Annotated in this window: 19 protein-coding genes; 14 read left to right on the forward strand and 5 right to left on the reverse strand. The window is 72.3% G+C overall.

The annotated features are described in order from the left end of the window. Positions 1 to 26 precede the first annotated feature (26 nt). Positions 27 to 902 carry a formyltetrahydrofolate deformylase gene (purU, locus tag QWJ90_RS10330; RefSeq protein WP_290107727.1) on the reverse strand — a complete coding sequence of 292 codons (876 nt, stop codon included), beginning with the start codon at positions 900 to 902 and terminating at the stop codon, positions 27 to 29. A 101-nt stretch (positions 903 to 1003) separates the two neighbouring features. Here purU and QWJ90_RS10335 point away from each other — a divergent pair, with 101 nt between their 5' ends. Next, positions 1004 to 1663 (forward strand): acyl-CoA synthetase, encoded by a 660-nt coding sequence (locus QWJ90_RS10335; RefSeq protein ID WP_290107728.1) that lies wholly within the window; start codon positions 1004 to 1006, stop codon positions 1661 to 1663. Further along, positions 1660 to 1959 (forward strand): amino acid transporter, encoded by a 300-nt coding sequence (locus tag QWJ90_RS10340; RefSeq protein ID WP_290107729.1) that lies wholly within the window; start codon positions 1660 to 1662, stop codon positions 1957 to 1959. Before QWJ90_RS10335 ends, QWJ90_RS10340 begins: the two co-directional genes overlap by 4 nt. A 28-nt stretch (positions 1960 to 1987) precedes the next feature. Here the strand turns inward: QWJ90_RS10340 and QWJ90_RS10345 are convergent, their stop codons facing one another. Both QWJ90_RS10345 and purB read right to left on the reverse strand, forming a co-directional pair. Further along, positions 1988 to 2404, reverse strand: a complete 417-nt coding sequence (locus tag QWJ90_RS10345) for a hypothetical protein (protein WP_290107731.1) — start codon at positions 2402 to 2404, stop codon at positions 1988 to 1990. A 170-nt stretch (positions 2405 to 2574) separates the two neighbouring features. Beyond that, entirely contained in the window at positions 2575 to 3957 is a 1383-nt protein-coding gene (gene purB / locus QWJ90_RS10350) for an adenylosuccinate lyase (RefSeq protein ID WP_290107732.1), read from the reverse strand. Between the two features lie 201 nt (positions 3958 to 4158). Here purB and QWJ90_RS10355 point away from each other — a divergent pair, with 201 nt between their 5' ends. Then, entirely contained in the window at positions 4159 to 4419 is a 261-nt protein-coding gene (locus QWJ90_RS10355; protein WP_290107734.1) for a hypothetical protein, read from the forward strand. After that, the gene (locus QWJ90_RS10360; RefSeq protein WP_290107735.1) at positions 4419 to 5729 is read left to right on the forward strand and encodes a hypothetical protein; all 1311 of its coding nucleotides are present in this window, start codon (positions 4419 to 4421) and stop codon (positions 5727 to 5729) included. Before QWJ90_RS10355 ends, QWJ90_RS10360 begins: the two co-directional genes overlap by 1 nt. Before the next feature lie 7 nt (positions 5730 to 5736). On the opposite strand, the gene QWJ90_RS10365 is transcribed toward QWJ90_RS10360, so the two are convergent. Beyond that, positions 5737 to 6135 (reverse strand): phage holin family protein, encoded by a 399-nt coding sequence (locus QWJ90_RS10365; protein WP_290107736.1) that lies wholly within the window; start codon positions 6133 to 6135, stop codon positions 5737 to 5739. A 61-nt stretch (positions 6136 to 6196) separates the two neighbouring features. On the opposite strand from QWJ90_RS10365, the gene QWJ90_RS10370 reads away from it, so the two are divergent. The 4 genes from QWJ90_RS10370 to QWJ90_RS10385 all read left to right on the forward strand — a co-directional run bounded on the left by QWJ90_RS10370 (position 6197) and on the right by QWJ90_RS10385 (position 11097). Continuing rightward, positions 6197 to 7264: a histidinol-phosphate transaminase gene (locus QWJ90_RS10370; protein WP_290107737.1), complete on the forward strand. Its 1068-nt coding sequence runs from the start codon at positions 6197 to 6199 to the stop codon at positions 7262 to 7264. Between the two features lie 318 nt (positions 7265 to 7582). Further along, positions 7583 to 8722 (forward strand): thiamine pyrophosphate-dependent enzyme, encoded by a 1140-nt coding sequence (locus tag QWJ90_RS10375; protein WP_290107738.1) that lies wholly within the window; start codon positions 7583 to 7585, stop codon positions 8720 to 8722. Beyond that, complete coding sequence (locus QWJ90_RS10380) at positions 8719 to 9699, forward strand: alpha-ketoacid dehydrogenase subunit beta (RefSeq protein WP_290107740.1); 981 nt, start codon at positions 8719 to 8721, stop codon at positions 9697 to 9699. Before QWJ90_RS10375 ends, QWJ90_RS10380 begins: the two co-directional genes overlap by 4 nt. 12 nt (positions 9700 to 9711) lie before the next feature. After that, positions 9712 to 11097, forward strand: a complete 1386-nt coding sequence (locus QWJ90_RS10385) for a dihydrolipoamide acetyltransferase family protein (RefSeq protein WP_290107741.1) — start codon at positions 9712 to 9714, stop codon at positions 11095 to 11097. Between the two features lie 20 nt (positions 11098 to 11117). Here QWJ90_RS10385 and QWJ90_RS10390 read toward each other — a convergent pair whose 3' ends face one another. Beyond that, the gene (locus QWJ90_RS10390) at positions 11118 to 11951 is read right to left on the reverse strand and encodes a helix-turn-helix transcriptional regulator (protein WP_290107742.1); all 834 of its coding nucleotides are present in this window, start codon (positions 11949 to 11951) and stop codon (positions 11118 to 11120) included. A 100-nt stretch (positions 11952 to 12051) separates the two neighbouring features. On the opposite strand from QWJ90_RS10390, the gene hxlB reads away from it, so the two are divergent. The 6 genes from hxlB (at position 12052) to QWJ90_RS10420 (ending at position 16646) form a co-directional block, all read left to right on the forward strand. Further along, complete coding sequence (gene hxlB, locus QWJ90_RS10395) at positions 12052 to 12627, forward strand: 6-phospho-3-hexuloisomerase (protein WP_290107744.1); 576 nt, start codon at positions 12052 to 12054, stop codon at positions 12625 to 12627. A 51-nt stretch (positions 12628 to 12678) separates the two neighbouring features. After that, positions 12679 to 13302, forward strand: a complete 624-nt coding sequence (gene hxlA, locus QWJ90_RS10400) for a 3-hexulose-6-phosphate synthase (RefSeq protein WP_290107745.1) — start codon at positions 12679 to 12681, stop codon at positions 13300 to 13302. Between the two features lie 105 nt (positions 13303 to 13407). After that, a complete protein-coding gene (locus QWJ90_RS10405) occupies positions 13408 to 14406 on the forward strand; it encodes a metal ABC transporter solute-binding protein, Zn/Mn family (RefSeq protein ID WP_290107746.1) in 999 nt (332 codons plus the stop codon). Positions 14407 to 14468: 62 nt separating this feature from the next. Further along, positions 14469 to 15302 (forward strand): metal ABC transporter ATP-binding protein, encoded by an 834-nt coding sequence (locus tag QWJ90_RS10410; RefSeq protein ID WP_290107747.1) that lies wholly within the window; start codon positions 14469 to 14471, stop codon positions 15300 to 15302. Beyond that, a complete protein-coding gene (locus QWJ90_RS10415; RefSeq protein WP_290107748.1) occupies positions 15299 to 16198 on the forward strand; it encodes a metal ABC transporter permease in 900 nt (299 codons plus the stop codon). The genes QWJ90_RS10410 and QWJ90_RS10415 overlap by 4 nt, the downstream gene beginning before the upstream one ends. Positions 16199 to 16220: 22 nt before the next feature. Next, the gene (locus QWJ90_RS10420; RefSeq protein WP_290107749.1) at positions 16221 to 16646 is read left to right on the forward strand and encodes a Fur family transcriptional regulator; all 426 of its coding nucleotides are present in this window, start codon (positions 16221 to 16223) and stop codon (positions 16644 to 16646) included. Positions 16647 to 16656: the final 10 nt, after the last annotated feature.

Consider the following 16656-nt stretch of genomic DNA (forward strand, 5'->3'; position numbering starts at 1 on the left):
TTCGAACGCGCTCGATGCTACGCGGATCAGAACACGATGGTGTGGTTCCCGTGACGCAGCACCCGGTCCTGCGCGTGCCACAGCACCGCGCGGGAGAGCACGGCGCGCTCGACGTCCGCCCCGCGGCGGCGCAGGTCGTCGGCCGAGTCGGCGTGCGTGACGCGCACGACGTCCTGCTCGATGATCGGGCCCTCGTCGAGGTCCTCCGTGACGTAGTGGCTGGTCGCGCCGATGAGCTTCACGCCGCGCTCCTTCGCCTTGCGGTACGGGTTCGCGCCGATGAACGCGGGCAGGAAGGAGTGGTGGATGTTGATGACGGGCACCCCCACCTGAGCGAGGAAGTCGCTCGAGAGGATCTGCATGTACCGGGCGAGCACGACGAAGTCGACGTTGCCCTTCAGCAGCTTCACGATCTCGGCCTCCGACTGCGACTTGTCGGGTCCGGCCTGCGAGGGCACGTGGAAGAAGGGCACGCCGAACGAGCGCACGTCCTCCGCGGTGGTGGTGTGGTTGGCGATCACCATGGGGATGCTCACCGGCAGCTCGCCTCGACGGTGGCGCCAGAGCAGGTCGAGCAGGCAGTGGTCGTCCTTCGAGGCGAGGATGGCCATCCGCTTGGGGATCGAGAGGTCGTTGAGCGTCCAGCTCATGCCGAACGGCTCGAGCGTCGTGGCGAGGTCCGCCTCGATCTCGTCCCTCACGAGGGCGAAGTTCGCGCGGTGGAAGACCACGCGCTGGAAGAAGCGCCCGCCGGAGGGGTCGGTGGAGTGCTGGTCGAGGGAGACGATGTTGCCCTGGTTGCGCGCGATGAGCGCGGCGATCGCGGCGACGACTCCCGACTGGTCGGGTCCGTCGACGATGAGGCAGGCGTGATCGATCAGGTCTTCCCTCTGGGGCGTCATGGCCTCATTCTCTCGCGATCGGGAGGGCGCCCGTGACGGGACCCTCACAGGGCCGCGTTCTCTAGACTGGGGGTGTCCCTTCGCACGCACGAGGTCCTGTCATGCCCGCACGCAAGCCGTTCGCACCGAGCACTCGCCATGTCCAGCTGCTCCGCGCGCTCCTGGCCGCGTTCGCCGCGCTCATGGTGACCTTCTCGCCCGACCACTCCGCGTCCGTCGGGCTCTCCGTCTTCAGCGGCTGGGCCATCGCCACGGGCGTCGTCCTGGGCCTCGGCGCCTGGATGGTGACGCGCGCCGGGCACCGCACCGTGCCGACCCTCCTCGCGCTGGCATACATCTTCGCGGGGATGGCCGCGGGCATCACGGGTGCGCGCGGGGCGGCGCTCTACTTCGCCGTGATCCCGATCTGGGCCGTCATCGCCGGCGCGCTGGAGACCGGCATGGGCGTGTCCCAGCGTCGGCGCGGCGACCGCGTCGTCGCGCGCGACACCCTCACGATCGGCGTGCTCACGCTCGTCATCGGGGTGGCGACGCTCCTCGTGCCCTCGGGCTACGCGCTGGACTACTTCATCGAGGACGCCGGGCGCACCTTCACCCTCACCGGCGAGATCATCGCCGTCGGCCTGTTCGGCGGGTACGCGGCCATCGTCGCCGTGTTCCTCGCCATCGCCGGCCTCTCGCCGGCCTCGTCGGAGCTCGAGCCGACGACCGCAGCATCGACCAGCGGGCCCGACACCCGCACTCCGGAGGACCGTCCGTGACCGACAAACCCACCAGGCGCGCGCTCATGCGTCCCGTCCAGCTCCTCGCGATCGCCTTCGGCTCTGCCGTGTTCGCGCTGCTCGTGGGCGCCATGTCGATGGGCGCATTCACGCAGCAGCCCGTCGAGGTCATCGCGCAGGCGTGGACGGTGGCCGCGATCATCGCCGGCATCGTCTTCATCGTCGTGCTGCTGTTCGTCGCCATGCTCCTGCTCGTCGTCGACCCCGCCGACGTGACGAAGACCATCGACCGTCCGATCCTCCTGCCCGACGACGAGGACGACTCGGCCACGTAGCCGTACGGCGGGAGACAGCGCCGGGGAGTCAGTGGCTCGTGCGGCCCCTGTGTGAGACCAGGCGCGGGCGGATCAGCCGGTCGGCCACCATCCCGGTGACGACGGAGAACGCGGCCTTGTGCAGCACGTCGACGACCAGCTCACGTCGCGGCCACGTGTGCGGCGGCGCGCCCGCCCCGGTGGCGTTCTCGACCGTCTGATCGAAGCCCAGCCGCACCGCGGTGTGCCACGCGTTCGCGTAGACGCCGCGGATGCCGGTCACCGCCCATAGGCCGCGCAGCGCGCCGAGGGCGGCGGCGGTGCCGTAGTGCATCAGCCGGTTCGACAGGAACGGCTTCGCCGTGTCGTCGGGGCGGCGGCCGAGCAGGGTCAGCAGCGCACGTGCGGGCACGTACGAGTTCGGACGCCGCGTGACGCCCTGCTCGACCTTCTCGGTCAGGATCATGGCCGCCCCTCCCGCCAGTCCCGCCGCGGCGCCGACGCCGGCGGCCCGCATCAGGCCTCTCGCTCGCGAAGTCGCATCCATCGGATCCCCCTGCTCCTCGTCGTCTTCGTCACGGTAGTCACTCGGCCAGCACTGCCGCGACCCCGTCCGGCGCGGCAGGGCCTGAGGCCTCAGAGGTAGGTGCGGGTGAGGCGCTCCGCGAGGCCCGTGTAGGTCGCCGGCGTCAGCGCGAGCAGGCGCTGCTTCGCCTCGTCGCCGATGTCGAGGCCCTGCACGAACTCCGCGAGCTCGGCGGCGCCGACCCGGCGACCGCGCGTGAGCTCCTTCAGCAGCGCGTACGGGTCGGTGATCTGCGAGCGGCCGGCGACGACCTCCGCGCGGACGACGGTCTGGATGGCCTCGCCGAGGACCTCCCAGTTGACGTCGAGGTCGGCGAGGAGCACGTCGCGCGAGAGCGAGATCTCGCCGAGGCCCCGGCGGAGGTTGTCGAGCGCGAGCAGCGAGTGCCCGAAGGCGACGCCGATGTTGCGCTGCGTGGTCGAGTCGGTGAGGTCGCGCTGCAGTCGCGAGGTGACGAGCGTCTGCGCGAGGGTCGTGAACAGGCCGCCGGCGATCTCGAGGTTCGCCTCCGCGTTCTCGAAGCGGATGGGATTGATCTTGTGCGGCATGGTCGAGGAGCCCGTGGCGCCGGCGACCGGGATCTGCGCGAAGTACCCCATCGAGATGTAGGTCCAGATGTCGCTCGCGAGGTTGTGGAGGATGCCGCCCGCGTGACGAGCGCGGTCGTACAGCTCGACCTGCCAGTCGTGCGACTCGATCTGCGTCGTGACCGGGTTGAAGGTGAGGCCCAGCGACTCCACGAACTCGCGCGCGATGTTCGGCCAGGCCACGACGGGGGCGGCCGCGAGGTGCGCCGACCAGGTGCCGGTGGCGCCGGAGAACTTGCCGAGGTACTCGGTGCTCTCGAGCTGGGTGATGACGCGCTCGAGGCGCCAGACGAACACCCCGAGCTCCTTGCCCATGGTCGTCGGCGTCGCGGGCTGCCCGTGGGTCCGCGAGAGCATCGCGGCGTCGGCGTGCTCGAGAGCGAGGGCGCGGAGGCGCTCCACCACGGCGCGCAGCGCGGGCAGCCAGACCCCCGTCACCGCGCGCTTGACGGTGAGCGCGTAGGAGAGGGAGTTGATGTCCTCGCTCGTGCAGCCGAAGTGGGTGAGCTCGGCGATGTCGTCGAGGCCGAGCTGCGAGAGCCGGTCGCGGACGAGGTACTCCACCGCCTTCACATCGTGGCGGGTGACGGCCTCGCGCTCGGCGAGCCAGTCGATCTCCGCCTGTCCGAAGGTGAGGTACAGCGCACGCAGGCGCGCCTTGTCGTCCTCCGACAGCGCGGACGTGCCGAAGAGGGAGTTGTCGGTGAGGGCGATGATCCACTCGACCTCGACCTCGACGCGGGCTCGGTTGAGGCCCGCCTCCGACAGGTAGTCGCCGAGCGGGGACACGACGGGCTGGTAGCGGCCGTCGAGCGGGCTCAGGGGCTGGATGGGGAATGCGGTCACGGGGAGCCTCCGAGTCGAGACGGGCGGGCGCGCGCTCCCACGGACGAAGGAAGCGACGGGATGGCGCCGAGCTGGCCCCCCGATCATACTCAGCGACCCTCCGCCCGTCGCCTCCTCCACAGCGCCCGGACGCGCCGCACCTCCCTCCCCAACCCGGCCCCGGCCATCCGGCGCCCGCCCGAGGAGGACGACCGTGGAGACATGGTGACGGAGGAGGAGCTGCGCGAGCGGATCGATCTCGCCCAGCGCGGGATGGACGAGGTGGTCGCCGAGCTGCGCGAGGTGGCGGCCGCCGCCGAGGCGCTCGCGCTGCTGACGAGCTGGCGCTCGGCGGCGGCGGAGCGGTTCCGCGCGACGGCGCGGGAGCTCGCGGCCGCGCTGTACGCGGCGGCGTTCCGCTGCGAGGCGGAGGGCCGCGCGCTGCCCGCGCTGGCCGCCACGATGATGTTCCCGGTGGCGTGATGGAGGTCGGATCGGGCGGCGCGGTCGCGGTCGACCCGGGCGAGCTGCGTCGGCTGGCGGCCGTGGCCGATGGCGACGCGGCGCGCCTCGAGGGCCTGGCCGGCGACATCCGGCGGGTCGCGCACGAGCTGGGCGACGCGGTCGTCGGTCTCGACGGGATGTATGCGTGCGCCGTGCTCGTCACCGCTCACGCGTCGGGCGCGGCGGACCTCGCGCGGGCGATGCGCTTCACCGCCGACGCGTACGAGCTGGTCGAGCTGCGAGCTCGAGCGCTCATGGACGAGCAGGACGACGCGCTCGTCGAGATGCTGCGGCTGCGCGCCGGGCAGCTGGAGGAGCGGAGCCCGGGCGCCGGGGCCGAGGCCGAGCGCCTGCTCGCGGAGTGGCGCGACGAGCACGGCGACGAGTTCGCGCGCCAGCTGCAGGGCGGGCCGGGGCGGCTGCTGGCGATGTTCGGCCTGTCCTCGCCGCTCATGCTCGCGCCCGTGCCCTTCCTCGTCGAGGGGCTGCGCCGCGCGGGCACCGGGCGCATCCGCGAGGGTGCGCACCTGCGCGGCCGCGCGCACCGGCCCGAGCTGCATCCCGGCGTGCGGGGAGGGCCGGGGCGCTCGCCCGACTCGCTGAGCGACCTCGGGGACCGGGTGCCCGACGGCGCCGAGGCGACGATCCGCGTCGAGCGGTACACGATGGCGGATGGCCGGCGCGAGTTCGCCGTATACGTCGCGGGCACGCAGGGCGGCGGCACGACGGTGCTGGACTGGGAGTCGAACCTCAGGCTGTACAGCGGCCGCCGCTCGCAGGCATCGGAGGCCGTCGAGCTCGCGCTGCGCGAGGCGGGCGCGGCTCCCGGCGACGTGCTGCACGCGGTGGGGTTCTCGCAGGGCGGCATGATCGTCGGCTGGCTGGCCGCCGAAGGGCGCTACGACGTGCGCACCCTGGTCACCCTCGGGGCGCCCGCCGAGGTGGAGGCGCGGCCCCGCACCCTCGTCGTCACCGTGCGGCACGACGACGACCCGGTGCCCCTCCTCGTCGGCGGCGCGGCGCCCCACTCGCTGGGGTCGGACGAGAGCGTGCTCGTGCAGGGCACGTTCCACCCGATGAGCACGCCGCGCGACCTCGTCATCCCCGCGCACCGCCTGCCCGCGTACCAGGAGACGCTGCGCACGTTCGAGGGGTCCGGCGATCCGCGCGTGGCCGGCATCCGGGAGCGCCTCGCCGTGCTGCAGGACGCGTCCGCGGTGGAGGTCTTCGACTTCCGGCCGGAGAAGTCGCTCGAGCGCGCTGACCGCAGGGGCGGCGGTGTCTTCTGAGGACGGTTCAGCGGCGCTTCCTGCGCTGGGGCCGCAGGACGATTCCGAACACCCAGTTGATGATGCTGATGAGGATGCCGGCGAGCACTGCCGACCAGAAGCCCCCGAGCTCCAGCCCCCAGTCCCAGAAGCCCGTCACCCACGACGTCACCCACAGCAGGATGCCGTTGAGGAGGAGCGAGGCGAGCCCCAGCGTCAGCACGAACAGGGGGAAGGCCACGATCCGGATGGCGGTGCCCACGATGGCGTTGACGACCGCGAACACGGCGGCGACGGCCAGCAGCGTCAGCACGACCTGCAGGTCGCCGCCCGGGGCGAACGGCGTGATGGTCACCTGCAGTGCGGAGATGAGGCTCACGACCCAGATCGCGAACGCGTTCACGACGACGCGGACGAGGAAGCGCATGCGGGCAGTCTCGCACCCTCGCCCGGAAAGGGCACGAGATCGCCCGTCCTAGACTCGTCCCGTGAGCGCTCCCGAACCCGTCCTTCCGCGCATCCGCCCCGAGATCGCGGCCCTCCCGCCGTATCGACAGGGCAAGGCCGCCGGTGCGGGCGGGTTCAAGGTCTCGAGCAACGAGAACCCCTTCCCCCCGCTTCCCGGGGTCGTCGAGGCCGTGCAGGCGGCCGGCGAGCTGAACCGGTACCCCGACGCGACCGCCGCGCGCCTGCGCGAGCGACTCGGCGAGCGCTACGGCGTGAGCGCCGACGCCGTGATCGTCGGCGCCGGCAGCGTGTCGCTCCTCGCCGCGTTCATCCAGGCCGCGGCGGGCGCGGGCGACGAGGTCGTGTACGCGTGGCGCTCGTTCGAGGCGTACCCCGGACTCGTGCTCGTCGCGGGGGCGGAGAACGTGCAGGTGCCGCTCCTGCCCGACGGCCGACACGATCTCGACGCGATGGCCGCGGCGGTGACCGAGCGCACGCGCGTGATCCTCCTCTGCACGCCGAACAACCCCACCGGTCCGGTCATCACGTCGGAGGAGTTCCACGCGTTCCTCGCGCGGGTGCCCGCCGACGTGCTGGTCCTCCTCGACGAGGCGTACGTCGAGTTCGCCTCCGGCGCCGTGGACGGTCTGCGCGAGCGGGTCTTCGAAGCGCACCCGAACGTGGTCGTGCTGCGCACCTTCTCCAAGGCCTACGGGCTGGCCGCTCTGCGCGTGGGGTACGGGATCGGGCACCCGCGCGTGCTCGACGCGGCCCGCAGCACGGCCATCCCGCTCTCGGTGACCGCGCATGCGGAGGTCGCTGCGCTGGCGAGCCTCGACCACGCTCCCGAGCTGGCGGAGCGCGTGGCGGAGATCGCCGCCCAGCGCGACACGCTCGCCGCCGCGCTGCGCGAACTCGGATGGCGCGTGCCCGACGCCCAGGGGAACTTCGTCTGGCTGGACGGCGCGGGCCAGACGACGGCCGACGCCTTCGAGGAGGCGGGGATCATCGTCCGCCCGTTCCCCGAGGGCATCCGCATCTCGGTGGGCGAGCCCGAGGCCATTGCGCGCATCCTCGAGGTGGCGGCGGCCGTCGCCTCTCCCGCCTGACGCGACGTCCCTCGGCGCGCGGGCTCGGGCCATCCGCCCCCCCGCCAGACGATGTCGTCTCATCGACGCGACACGGAAGACTGGAGATTATCGTGTCCCGGCGGCGAGACGACATCGCCTGGCGGCCAGGGAACCGCCCCATCGTGTCCCGGCGGCGAGACGACATCGTCTCGCGGCCGGGAACCCGTCCGGCGCGACCGCCGACCCCCGTCCATCCGCCCGCGCGCATACGACTGTGGGGTCCGGACCATGAAATCCGCGATCCGTTGTCCGCCGTGTTCCCCGCCGCTCGGACGCCGACGCGATTAGCGTGGAGTGGTGACTTCGCCCGACTTCCTGACCGACCCGGCGACGGTGCGCGTCCTCGCACCGGACGGCACGTTCGCGCCGTCCCCGGCGGCCGAGCGGTACCTGCCCCTCATCGAGGCCCTCGGCGACGCCGAGCTCGAGCAGCTCTACCGCGATATGGCGGTGACGCGCGCCTTCGACCAGCAGGCGACGCTGCTGCAGCGGCAGGGTCAGCTTGCGCTGTGGCCGCCGTCCTTCGGGCAGGAGGCCGCCCAGGTCGGCTCGGCGCGTGCCGCCCGCCCGCAGGATCACATCTTCCCGTCGTACCGCGAGCACGCCGTGACGCGTATCCGCGGGGTGGACTCCATCGACATCATCCGCGTGATGCGAGGCCTCAGCCACGGCGGCTGGGATCCCACCGACCCGCGCAACGGCAACACGCACATCTACACCCTCGTGCTCGCGTCGCAGACCCTGCACGCGACCGGCTTCGGCATGGGTCTCGCCTTCGACGGCAAGACCGGGTCGGGCGACCCCGAGAAGGACGAGGCCGTCATCGTCTACTACGGCGACGGTGCCTCCAGTGAGGGCGACGTGCACGAGGCGATGGTGTTCGCGGCCTCCTACCGGAGCCCCACGGTCTTCTTCCTGCAGAACAACCAGTGGGCCATCTCGGTCCCCGTCGCCACGCAGGCGAGCGCGTCCTTCGCGGCGCGCGCCGCCGGTTACGGCATCGATTCCGTCCGGATCGACGGCAACGACGTGCTCGCGAGCTACGCCGTCACGCGCCTCGCGATGGACGAGTCGCGGGATGGCCGAGGCCCGCAGGCCATCGAGGCCGTCACGTATCGACGCGGTGCGCATACGACGAGCGACGACCCGACGAAGTACCGCACGAAGGACGAGGAGGAGCTCTGGGCGCAGCGCGACCCGATCGCCCGGATGCGCGCGTACCTCACCGCGCGGGGCGCCTCGGAGGAGTTCTTCGCGGACGTCGACGCGGAGGGGGCGGATGTCGCCGCCGACGTCCGCAAGCGCACGGTCGAGCTCCCCGTGCCCACGTCGGACGGCATGTTCGCGCACGTCTACGCGGATCCGCACCCGATGATGGACGAGCAGCGCCGCTGGCTCGCCGACTACGAGGCCTCGTTCGAGGAGGGCACGGCATGACTCTCGAGACCTCCACCTTCGCGAAGGCGCTGAACGCGGGCCTCCGCCAGGCGATGACCGACGACCCCCGCGTGCTGATGATGGGCGAGGACATCGGCCGCCTCGGCGGCGTCTTCCGCATCACGGAGGGCCTGCTGGCCGAGTTCGGCGAGCAGCGCGTGCTCGACACCCCGCTGGCGGAGTCGGGCATCGTCGGCACCGCGATCGGGCTCGCGATGAACGGGTTCCGGCCCGTTGTCGAGATCCAGTTCGACGGCTTCGTCTTCCCGGCCTTCGACCAGATCACCACGCAGCTCGCCAAGCTGACGAACCGCCACGAGGGCGCGCTCTCGCTGCCCGTCGTCATCCGCATCCCCTACGGCGGGCACATCGGCGCGATCGAGCACCACCAGGAGAGCCCCGAGGCGTACTTCACGCACACGGCCGGCCTCCGCGTGGTGAGCCCCTCGACGCCGGGTGACGCGTACTGGATGATCCAGGATGCCATCCGGTCGAACGACCCGGTGATCTTCCTCGAGCCGAAGAGCCGCTACTGGGCGAAGGGCGAGCTCGACCGCGAGACGCGGTCCGCGCCGCTCCATGCCAGCCGCGTCGTCCGGCGCGGCTCCGACGTGACGCTCGTCGGCCACGGCGCCATGGTCACGACGCTGCTGCAGGCCGCGGCGCTCGCCGAGGCCGAGGGCGTGAGCTGCGAGGTCGTCGACGTGCGCTCGCTCTCGCCTATCGACTACGGGCCGATCCTCGACTCCGTCCGCTCGACGGGCCGGATGGTCTACGCCCAGGAGGCGCCCGGATCGACGAGCGTCGGCAGCGAGATCGCGGCGACCGTGGCCGAGCGCGCCTTCTACTCGCTCGAGGCGCCCGTGCTGCGGGTCTCCGGCTTCGACGTGCCCTTCCCGCCCGCGAAGCTCGAGGGCGCCTACCTCCCCGACGCCGACCGCGTCCTCGAGGCCGTCGACCGCGCGCTCGCGTACTGAGAGGATCGACCGATGCAGACCTTCCACCTCCCCGACGTCGGCGAGGGCCTCACCGAGGCCGAGCTCGTCGCCTGGCGCGTGAAGCCCGGCGACGCCCTCGCCGTGAACGACGTCGTCGCCGACATCGAGACCGCGAAGTCGGTCGTCGAGCTGCCGTCGCCGTACGCGGGCGTCGTCGGCGAGCTCCTCGTGACCGAGGGCGAGACGGTGGATGTCGGCACGGCGATCATCACCATCGCCGACGACGCGCCGGCGCCGGTGTCGCAGCCCGGCCAGACGGAGCCCGCCGGCGAGCCGAAGGCGGCGTCGGAAGCCCCATCCGCCCCCGCCGCGCAGGCCACCGCCAAGCCGGCGGAGCCCGAGCGCAGCGGATCGGTCCTCGTGGGCTACGGGTCCGGCGGCGACGCCGCCACCCGCCGTCGGCGCAAGCGCCCGGAGCCCGCGGGCGGCAAGCCCGGCGGCGTCCTCGCGAAGCCGCCGGTGCGCAAGCTCGCCCGGGACCTCGGCGTCGAGCTCGCCGACGTGCGCGCGACGGGGAGCGCGGGCGAGGTCACCCGCGACGACGTCGTGCGGCACGCGGAGCAGGCATCGGTGTTCCGCAACGTCTCGACGCCCGAGTGGCCGGCCGTGCGCGAGGAGAAGATCCCCGTCGCCGAGGCCGCTCCCGCGGTCGACGCCCTGTGGGAGATGGACCCCGCACGCGTGGAGTCCATCCCCGTGAAGGGCGTGCGGAAGGCCACCGCGAATGCGATGGTCGGCTCCGCCTACACGGCCCCGCACGTCTCGGTCTGGACCGACGTCGACGCCACGCGGACCATGGAGTACGTCAAGCGGCTGAAGGCGTCGCCCGATTTCGCCGACGTCAAGGTCTCGCCGCTGCTCATCATGGCGCGCGCGGTCATCTGGGCTGTGCGCCGCACGCCGATGATCAACGCCGCCTGGGTCGAGGAGGAGGACGGCGCGAAGATCCACGTGCGGCACTACGTCAACCTCGGCATCGCGGCGGCGACGCCCCGCGGGCTGCTCGTCCCCAATATCAAAGACGCGCAAGACCTCTCCATGCGCGACCTCGCCCGCGCGCTCGAGAACCTCACGGTGACCGCGCGCGACGGCAAGACGACGCCCGAGGACCAGCGCGCCGGCACGATCACGATCACGAACATCGGCGTGTTCGGGATGGATGCCGGCACCCCGATCATCAATCCGGGAGAGGCCGGCATCATCGCGATGGGCGCCATCCGCCAGAAGCCGTGGGTGGTGGATGGCGAGGTGCGGCCGCGCTGGGTGACGACCGTCTCCGGGTCATTCGACCACCGGATCATCGACGGCGACAAGATCAGCCGCTTCATCGCCGACATCGCGTCGGTGCTCGAGGAGCCCGCGCTCCTGCTCGACTGATCTGCCGGCGGGCCCCCGCCTCAGCCCTTGGCGAGGACCGCGAGTTCGGCCCGCGAGTCGACTCCGGCCTTCTTCAGGAGGTTGGAGACGTGGAACTTCACGGTGTTCTCGCTGATGCCGAGCTCGCGCGCGATCGCCCGGTTCCGGCCGCCCGCCGCGACGAGCTTCAGCACCTCCCGCTCGCGGGCGCTGAGCGGCACCGCCTGATCCAGCGGCTCGGGGAGGGGCGGCGGGTCGAGCGGCAGCCGCACCGCGAGCTCGGAGCCCCAGCCCGGCGTCGACGACACCGAGAGGGTCCCGTCGAGCGCCGCCACGCGCTCGACCATCGGCCGCAGCGAGTCATCGTGGGCGCTCAGCGTGCCCTGCCCGTCGTCGCGGATCGCGATGAGCAGGTTGAGGCCATCGCAGTCCCATTGGATCCGCACGCGCCGGGTGTCCTCCTGATCGACCAGGGTCAGCACGGCCCGGCGCACGATCGCCCGCGCGGCATGAGCCACGTCGCCGGGCAGCGCGCGACCGGTGGCGGGCGGCTCGACGAACTGCACCTCGAGATCGCTGTGCCGCACCAGCGGACGGAGATCGTCGCGCACCCGCGCGAAGGCCCCGGTCACCGGCTCGAACAGCGCCTCCTGCCGCTCGTCGCCCGCCGTCCGCAGCTGCACGAGCGCGGTGGTGGCCACGTCGATCGCGGCCGTGCGCGCCGCCCGGTCGTCGAGACGCGACGAGCGCAGGATGGCCAGGATCGACTCGAGGGTGACGGCATGGCGGTCGGACTGCTCGGCGATCGCGCGGGCCTGCTCGAGCAGGCGCTGACGCGACGCCGGCGAGACGGAGTCGGGGAGGAGGTCGGTCACCCCCGCGACTATACGTCTGCTCCCCGCCTACTCCTTCGGGTAGGCGGACCACCCGACCGGCGGGCCGCGACGACGTGCGCAGCCGCGCACGATGGAGAGCATGACGACAGCAGACGCGCTGGGCCCGGCCATCCGCCGCATCCGCGACGAGGTGCACGGCGTCCTGGGCGGCCTGTCCGAGGCCCCGGCCGAGGAGCTCGAGGCGTTTCTCGGCGCCGTCGCCGATGCGGAGCGCGTGTTCGTGCACGGGGCGGGCCGCTCCGGCCTCGCGCTGCGGATGGTCGCCATGCGCCTGATGCACCTCGGCCTCGACGTCCATGTCGTGGGGGAGACGACGGCCCCGGCCATCCGCCCCGGCGACCTGCTGCTCACCGCGAGCGGGTCGGGGACGACCGGCGGCGTCGTCCGCGCCGCGCAGACCGCGGTCTCCGTCGGCGCGCGGGTCGCCGCGATCACCACGGCGGCCGCTTCGCCGCTCGCCGACCTCGCTCAGGCCGTGATCGTCGTGCCGGCGGCCGAGAAGCTCGACCGCTCGGGCGTCGCCTCCGCGCAGTATGCGGGCAGCCTGTTCGAGCAGTCGGTCGTGCTGCTGGGCGATGCGCTCTTCCACGCGCTCTGGCAGCGATCCGGCGCGACGGCCGACGAGATCTGGCCGCGCCACGCGAATCTCGAATGACGTCCGCGGCTCCGCCGAGCCGCGTCCACCGATGAACACCGAAGGAACACGATGAAGCTGCAGTTCGCCATGGACACCCTGACCACCGAGGCCGCTCTCGACTTGGCCGCGGCCGCCGCGCCGCACGTCGACATCCTCGAGCTCGGAACCCCGCTCATCAAGAGCGTCGGCCTCTCCGCCATCACCGCCGTGAAGGAGGCGCACCCCGACAAGATCGTGTTCGCCGACCTCAAGACGATGGACGCCGGCGAGCTGGAGGCCGACATCGCCTTCGCCGCGGGCGCCGACCTCGTCACCGTGCTCGGCACGGCGGGCGACAGCACGATCGCGGGCGCCGTCACGGCCGCGAAGAAGCACGGCAAGGGCGTCGTCGTCGACCTCATCGGCGTCGCCGACAAGCCGGCGCGCGCGAAGGAGGTCGTCGCACTCGGCGCCGAGTTCGTCGAGATGCATGCGGGCCTCGACGAGCAGGCGGAGGAGGGCTTCACCTTCGCGACGCTCCTCGAAGACGGCAAGGCATCCGGCGTGCCCTTCTCGGTCGCAGGCGGCGTGAACGTCAGCACCATCGGCGCGGTGGCCGAGTCCGGCGCGCGCGTCGCAGTCGTCGGGGGTGCCATCTACGGCGCCCCGGACGTCGGCGCGGCAGCTGCGGCTCTGCGCGCCGAGCTCGCCTGACGCACCCCACCTCATAGCGGGGCCCGGTGACGCCGGGCCCCGCTTCGTCGCCCGCGGTCGCCTCCGCGATTCGAGAATGATTCTCATTCAAGATATGGTGGTGTCATGACCGCACGCCGCCTGCTCCTTCCTGCCGTCCTCGCCGTCCCCGCCCTCGCGCTCGCGGGGTGCGCCTCGGGGGGCGGCGCTGCGGGCGAGGGCGATTCGGGCGAGGACGCCGGCGTCACCGTCGTCGCGTCGACGAGCGTCTACGCGTCGCTCGCGGAGCAGCTGGTCGGCGATGCGGCCGCCGTGAGCGCGATCGTCGACTCGCCCACCCAGGACCCGCACTCCTACGAGGCGACCGCCCGCGATCAGCTCGCCGTGGACGGCGCCGATCTGGCCATCCTCAACGGCGGCGGCTACGACCACTTCATGGAGGAGCTCGTCGAGGCCGCCGGCACCGAGCACGTGCTCACCGTCGTCGAGTTCTCCCACGCGTACCCGGGGAACGAAGGGCACGAGGAGGGCGACGACGCCGAGCACGACCACGAGGAGTCGGCGGACGCGCACGAGGGTCACGATCACATCGAGGGCTTCAACGAGCACGTCTGGTACGACCCGCACACGGTCGCGCACTTCGTCGAGAGCCTCGCCGGCGAGCTCGAGGAGCTGCTCCCCGACGCGGCCGACGACATCGCCGCCAACGAGGAGGCGCTGCTCGCCGACATCGAGGGTCTCGAGGCGTCGCTGCAGACCGTCGCGGACGAGGCGCAGGGGTCGCACGTGTTCTTCACGGAGCCGGTTGGCGGCTACCTCGCCGAGGCCGCCGGCCTCGAGGACGTGACGACCGAGGGATTCGCCGAGGCCGTCGAGGAGGGCCAGGACGTCGCCCCCGCGACCCTGCTCGCCGCCACCGAGGCCATCGAGGGCGGCGACGTCGACGTGGTCGTCGCCAACGCGCAGACCGGCGGCGCCGAGACCACGCGCATCATCGAGACCGCGGAGGGCGCGGGGGTGCCCGTGGTGGAGTACGCGGAGACGCTTCCCGAGGACGAGACCTACGTGTCGTGGATGGCGTCGAACGTGTCAGCGCTCCAGGACGCGCTGACGTCAGCGGAGTGAGGGCGCTCGACCTTCGCCCCGAACTCGGAGAACGATTATCAGTAGGGGATAGGGTGAGGAGCATGTCCGCACCCGTCCTCGAGATCTCCGGCGCGGCCCTGCGTCTGCGCGGGCGCGAGCTCTGGTCGGGACTCGACCTAGCCATCCAGCCCGGGGAGTTCGTCGCCGTGCTGGGACCCAGCGGCTCCGGCAAGACGACCCTGCTGCGCGCCATCCTAGGTCTCCGTGAACTGAGCGCCGGCACCATCCGCGTCGAGGGGAAGCCGGTGCGGAAGGGCAACCGCCGCATCGGGTACATCCCGCAGCAGCGGCCCTTCACGCCGGGGACCAGCCTGCGCGCGCGCGACCTCGTCGCGCTCGGCGTCAACGGCGCGCGCTTCGGCTTCCCGATTCCGCGCCGTGGCGACCACGCGCGCGTGGACGCGCTGCTCGAGGCGGTCGGCGCCGCTCGCTACGCCGACGACCCGGTGGGGTCCCTCTCCGGCGGCGAGCAGCAGCGGCTGCGGGTCGGGCAGGCGCTCGCCGACGCCCCCGGCCTGCTGCTGTGCGATGAGCCGCTGTCGAGCCTCGACCTCGCCAACCAGCGCGCGGTGACCGCGATCATCGACCGAGAGCGGCGCGAGCACGGCGCCGCGGTGCTGTTCGTGACGCACGACGTGAACCCGATCCTCGAATCCGTCGACCGCATCCTCTACATCGCGGGCGGGCGCTTCACATTCGGATCGCCCGCGGAGGTGCTGCGCACCGAGGTGCTGAGCGAGCTGTACGGCGCCCCCGTCGAGGTGCTTCGCGCGGGCGGCCGACTCGTGGTCGTCGGGATCCCCGACGCCGAGCCGCACCATCCCCACGAGCACCACGACCACGATCACCACGACGACGCGGAGGCGCGCGCATGAGGGTGCCCGGCTTCGCCTGGAGCGACGTGTTCTCGTTTGACGACTACGGCGCCCTGCTGCAGCTGGTGTCGAACTCCGTCATCGCCGCCGCCGCGCTCGGCATCGTCGGCGGCCTGATCGGCGTCTTCATCATGCAGCGCGACATGGCCTTCGCCGTGCACGGCGTGAGCGAGCTCTCCTTCGCCGGCGCCGCCGCGGCGCTCCTCTTCGGCGGCAGCGTCGTCGTGGGGTCCCTGCTCGGCGCGGTCGCCGCGGCGCTGATCATCGGGGCGCTGGGGTCGCGTGCTCGCGACCGCAACTCCGTCGTCGGCGTGCTCATGCCCTTCGGCCTGGGCCTCGGGATCCTCTTCCTGTCGCTCTACGAGGGCCGCAGCGCGAACCGGTTCAGCCTGCTGACCGGTCAGATCGTCTCGGTGTCGAACCCCGACCTCGGCTGGCTCATCGTCATCAGCTCGGTCGTGTTCCTCGGGCTGCTCCTCATCTGGAACCCGCTCCGGTTCGACTCGCTCGATCCGCAGTCGGCGGAGGCGCGGGGCGTCCCCACCCGCGGCGTGAGCATCCTGTTCATGCTGCTCCTCGGGCTCATCGTCGCCGTGGCCGTGCACATCATCGGCGCGCTCCTCGTCATGGCGCTGCTCGTCACGCCGGCGGCCGCCGCCATGCGCGTCAGCCACGGGCCGCTCGCGGTGCCGCTGCTGTCGGCGCTGTTCGGCCTCGTCTCCGCGGTGGGGGGCATCCTCCTCGCCATCGCGGGCACGCTCCCGGTGAGCCCGTACATCACGACGATCTCGTTCGCGATCTGGGGCGTCTGCCGCCTCATCTCGTGGCGGCGCGACCGGGCGCTGCGGAGCGTCGAGGAAGCGGACGTCGACAGGCCGGTCCCGGCCGCCGCATAGGCACGCCGCCTAGAATCGACACATGGCTCAGCGGAACACCTGGCAGCGCGAGCGCGTCCGCGATGCCCTCAGCGGCGCCGAGGGGTTCGTCAGCGCGCAGGCGCTGCATGCCTCCCTCCGCGCGGAGGAGACCGGCATCGGCCTCGCCACCGTGTACCGCGCGCTCGCCGGACTCACCGCCACGGGCGAGGCGGACACCCTGCAGAGCCCGGACGGCGAGGCCCTCTACCGCGCCTGCTCGCAGGGGCATCACCACCACCTGATCTGCCGCCGCTGCGGCCGCGCCGTCGAGATCGAGGCGCCGCCCGTCGAGCGCTGGGCGCAGGAGACGGCCGCGCAGCACGGGTTCCGCGACGCCGAGCACATGGTCGACATCTTCGGCGTCTGCGCCGAGTGCGCCGCGAAGGATTCCGCGCACGCTGCGACGAAGGACGACGCGTCGGCGTGACCTCCGCCCC

This window comes from Microbacterium oryzae (assembly GCF_030406385.1).
Classification (GTDB): Bacteria; Actinomycetota; Actinomycetes; order Actinomycetales; family Microbacteriaceae; genus Microbacterium; species Microbacterium oryzae_A.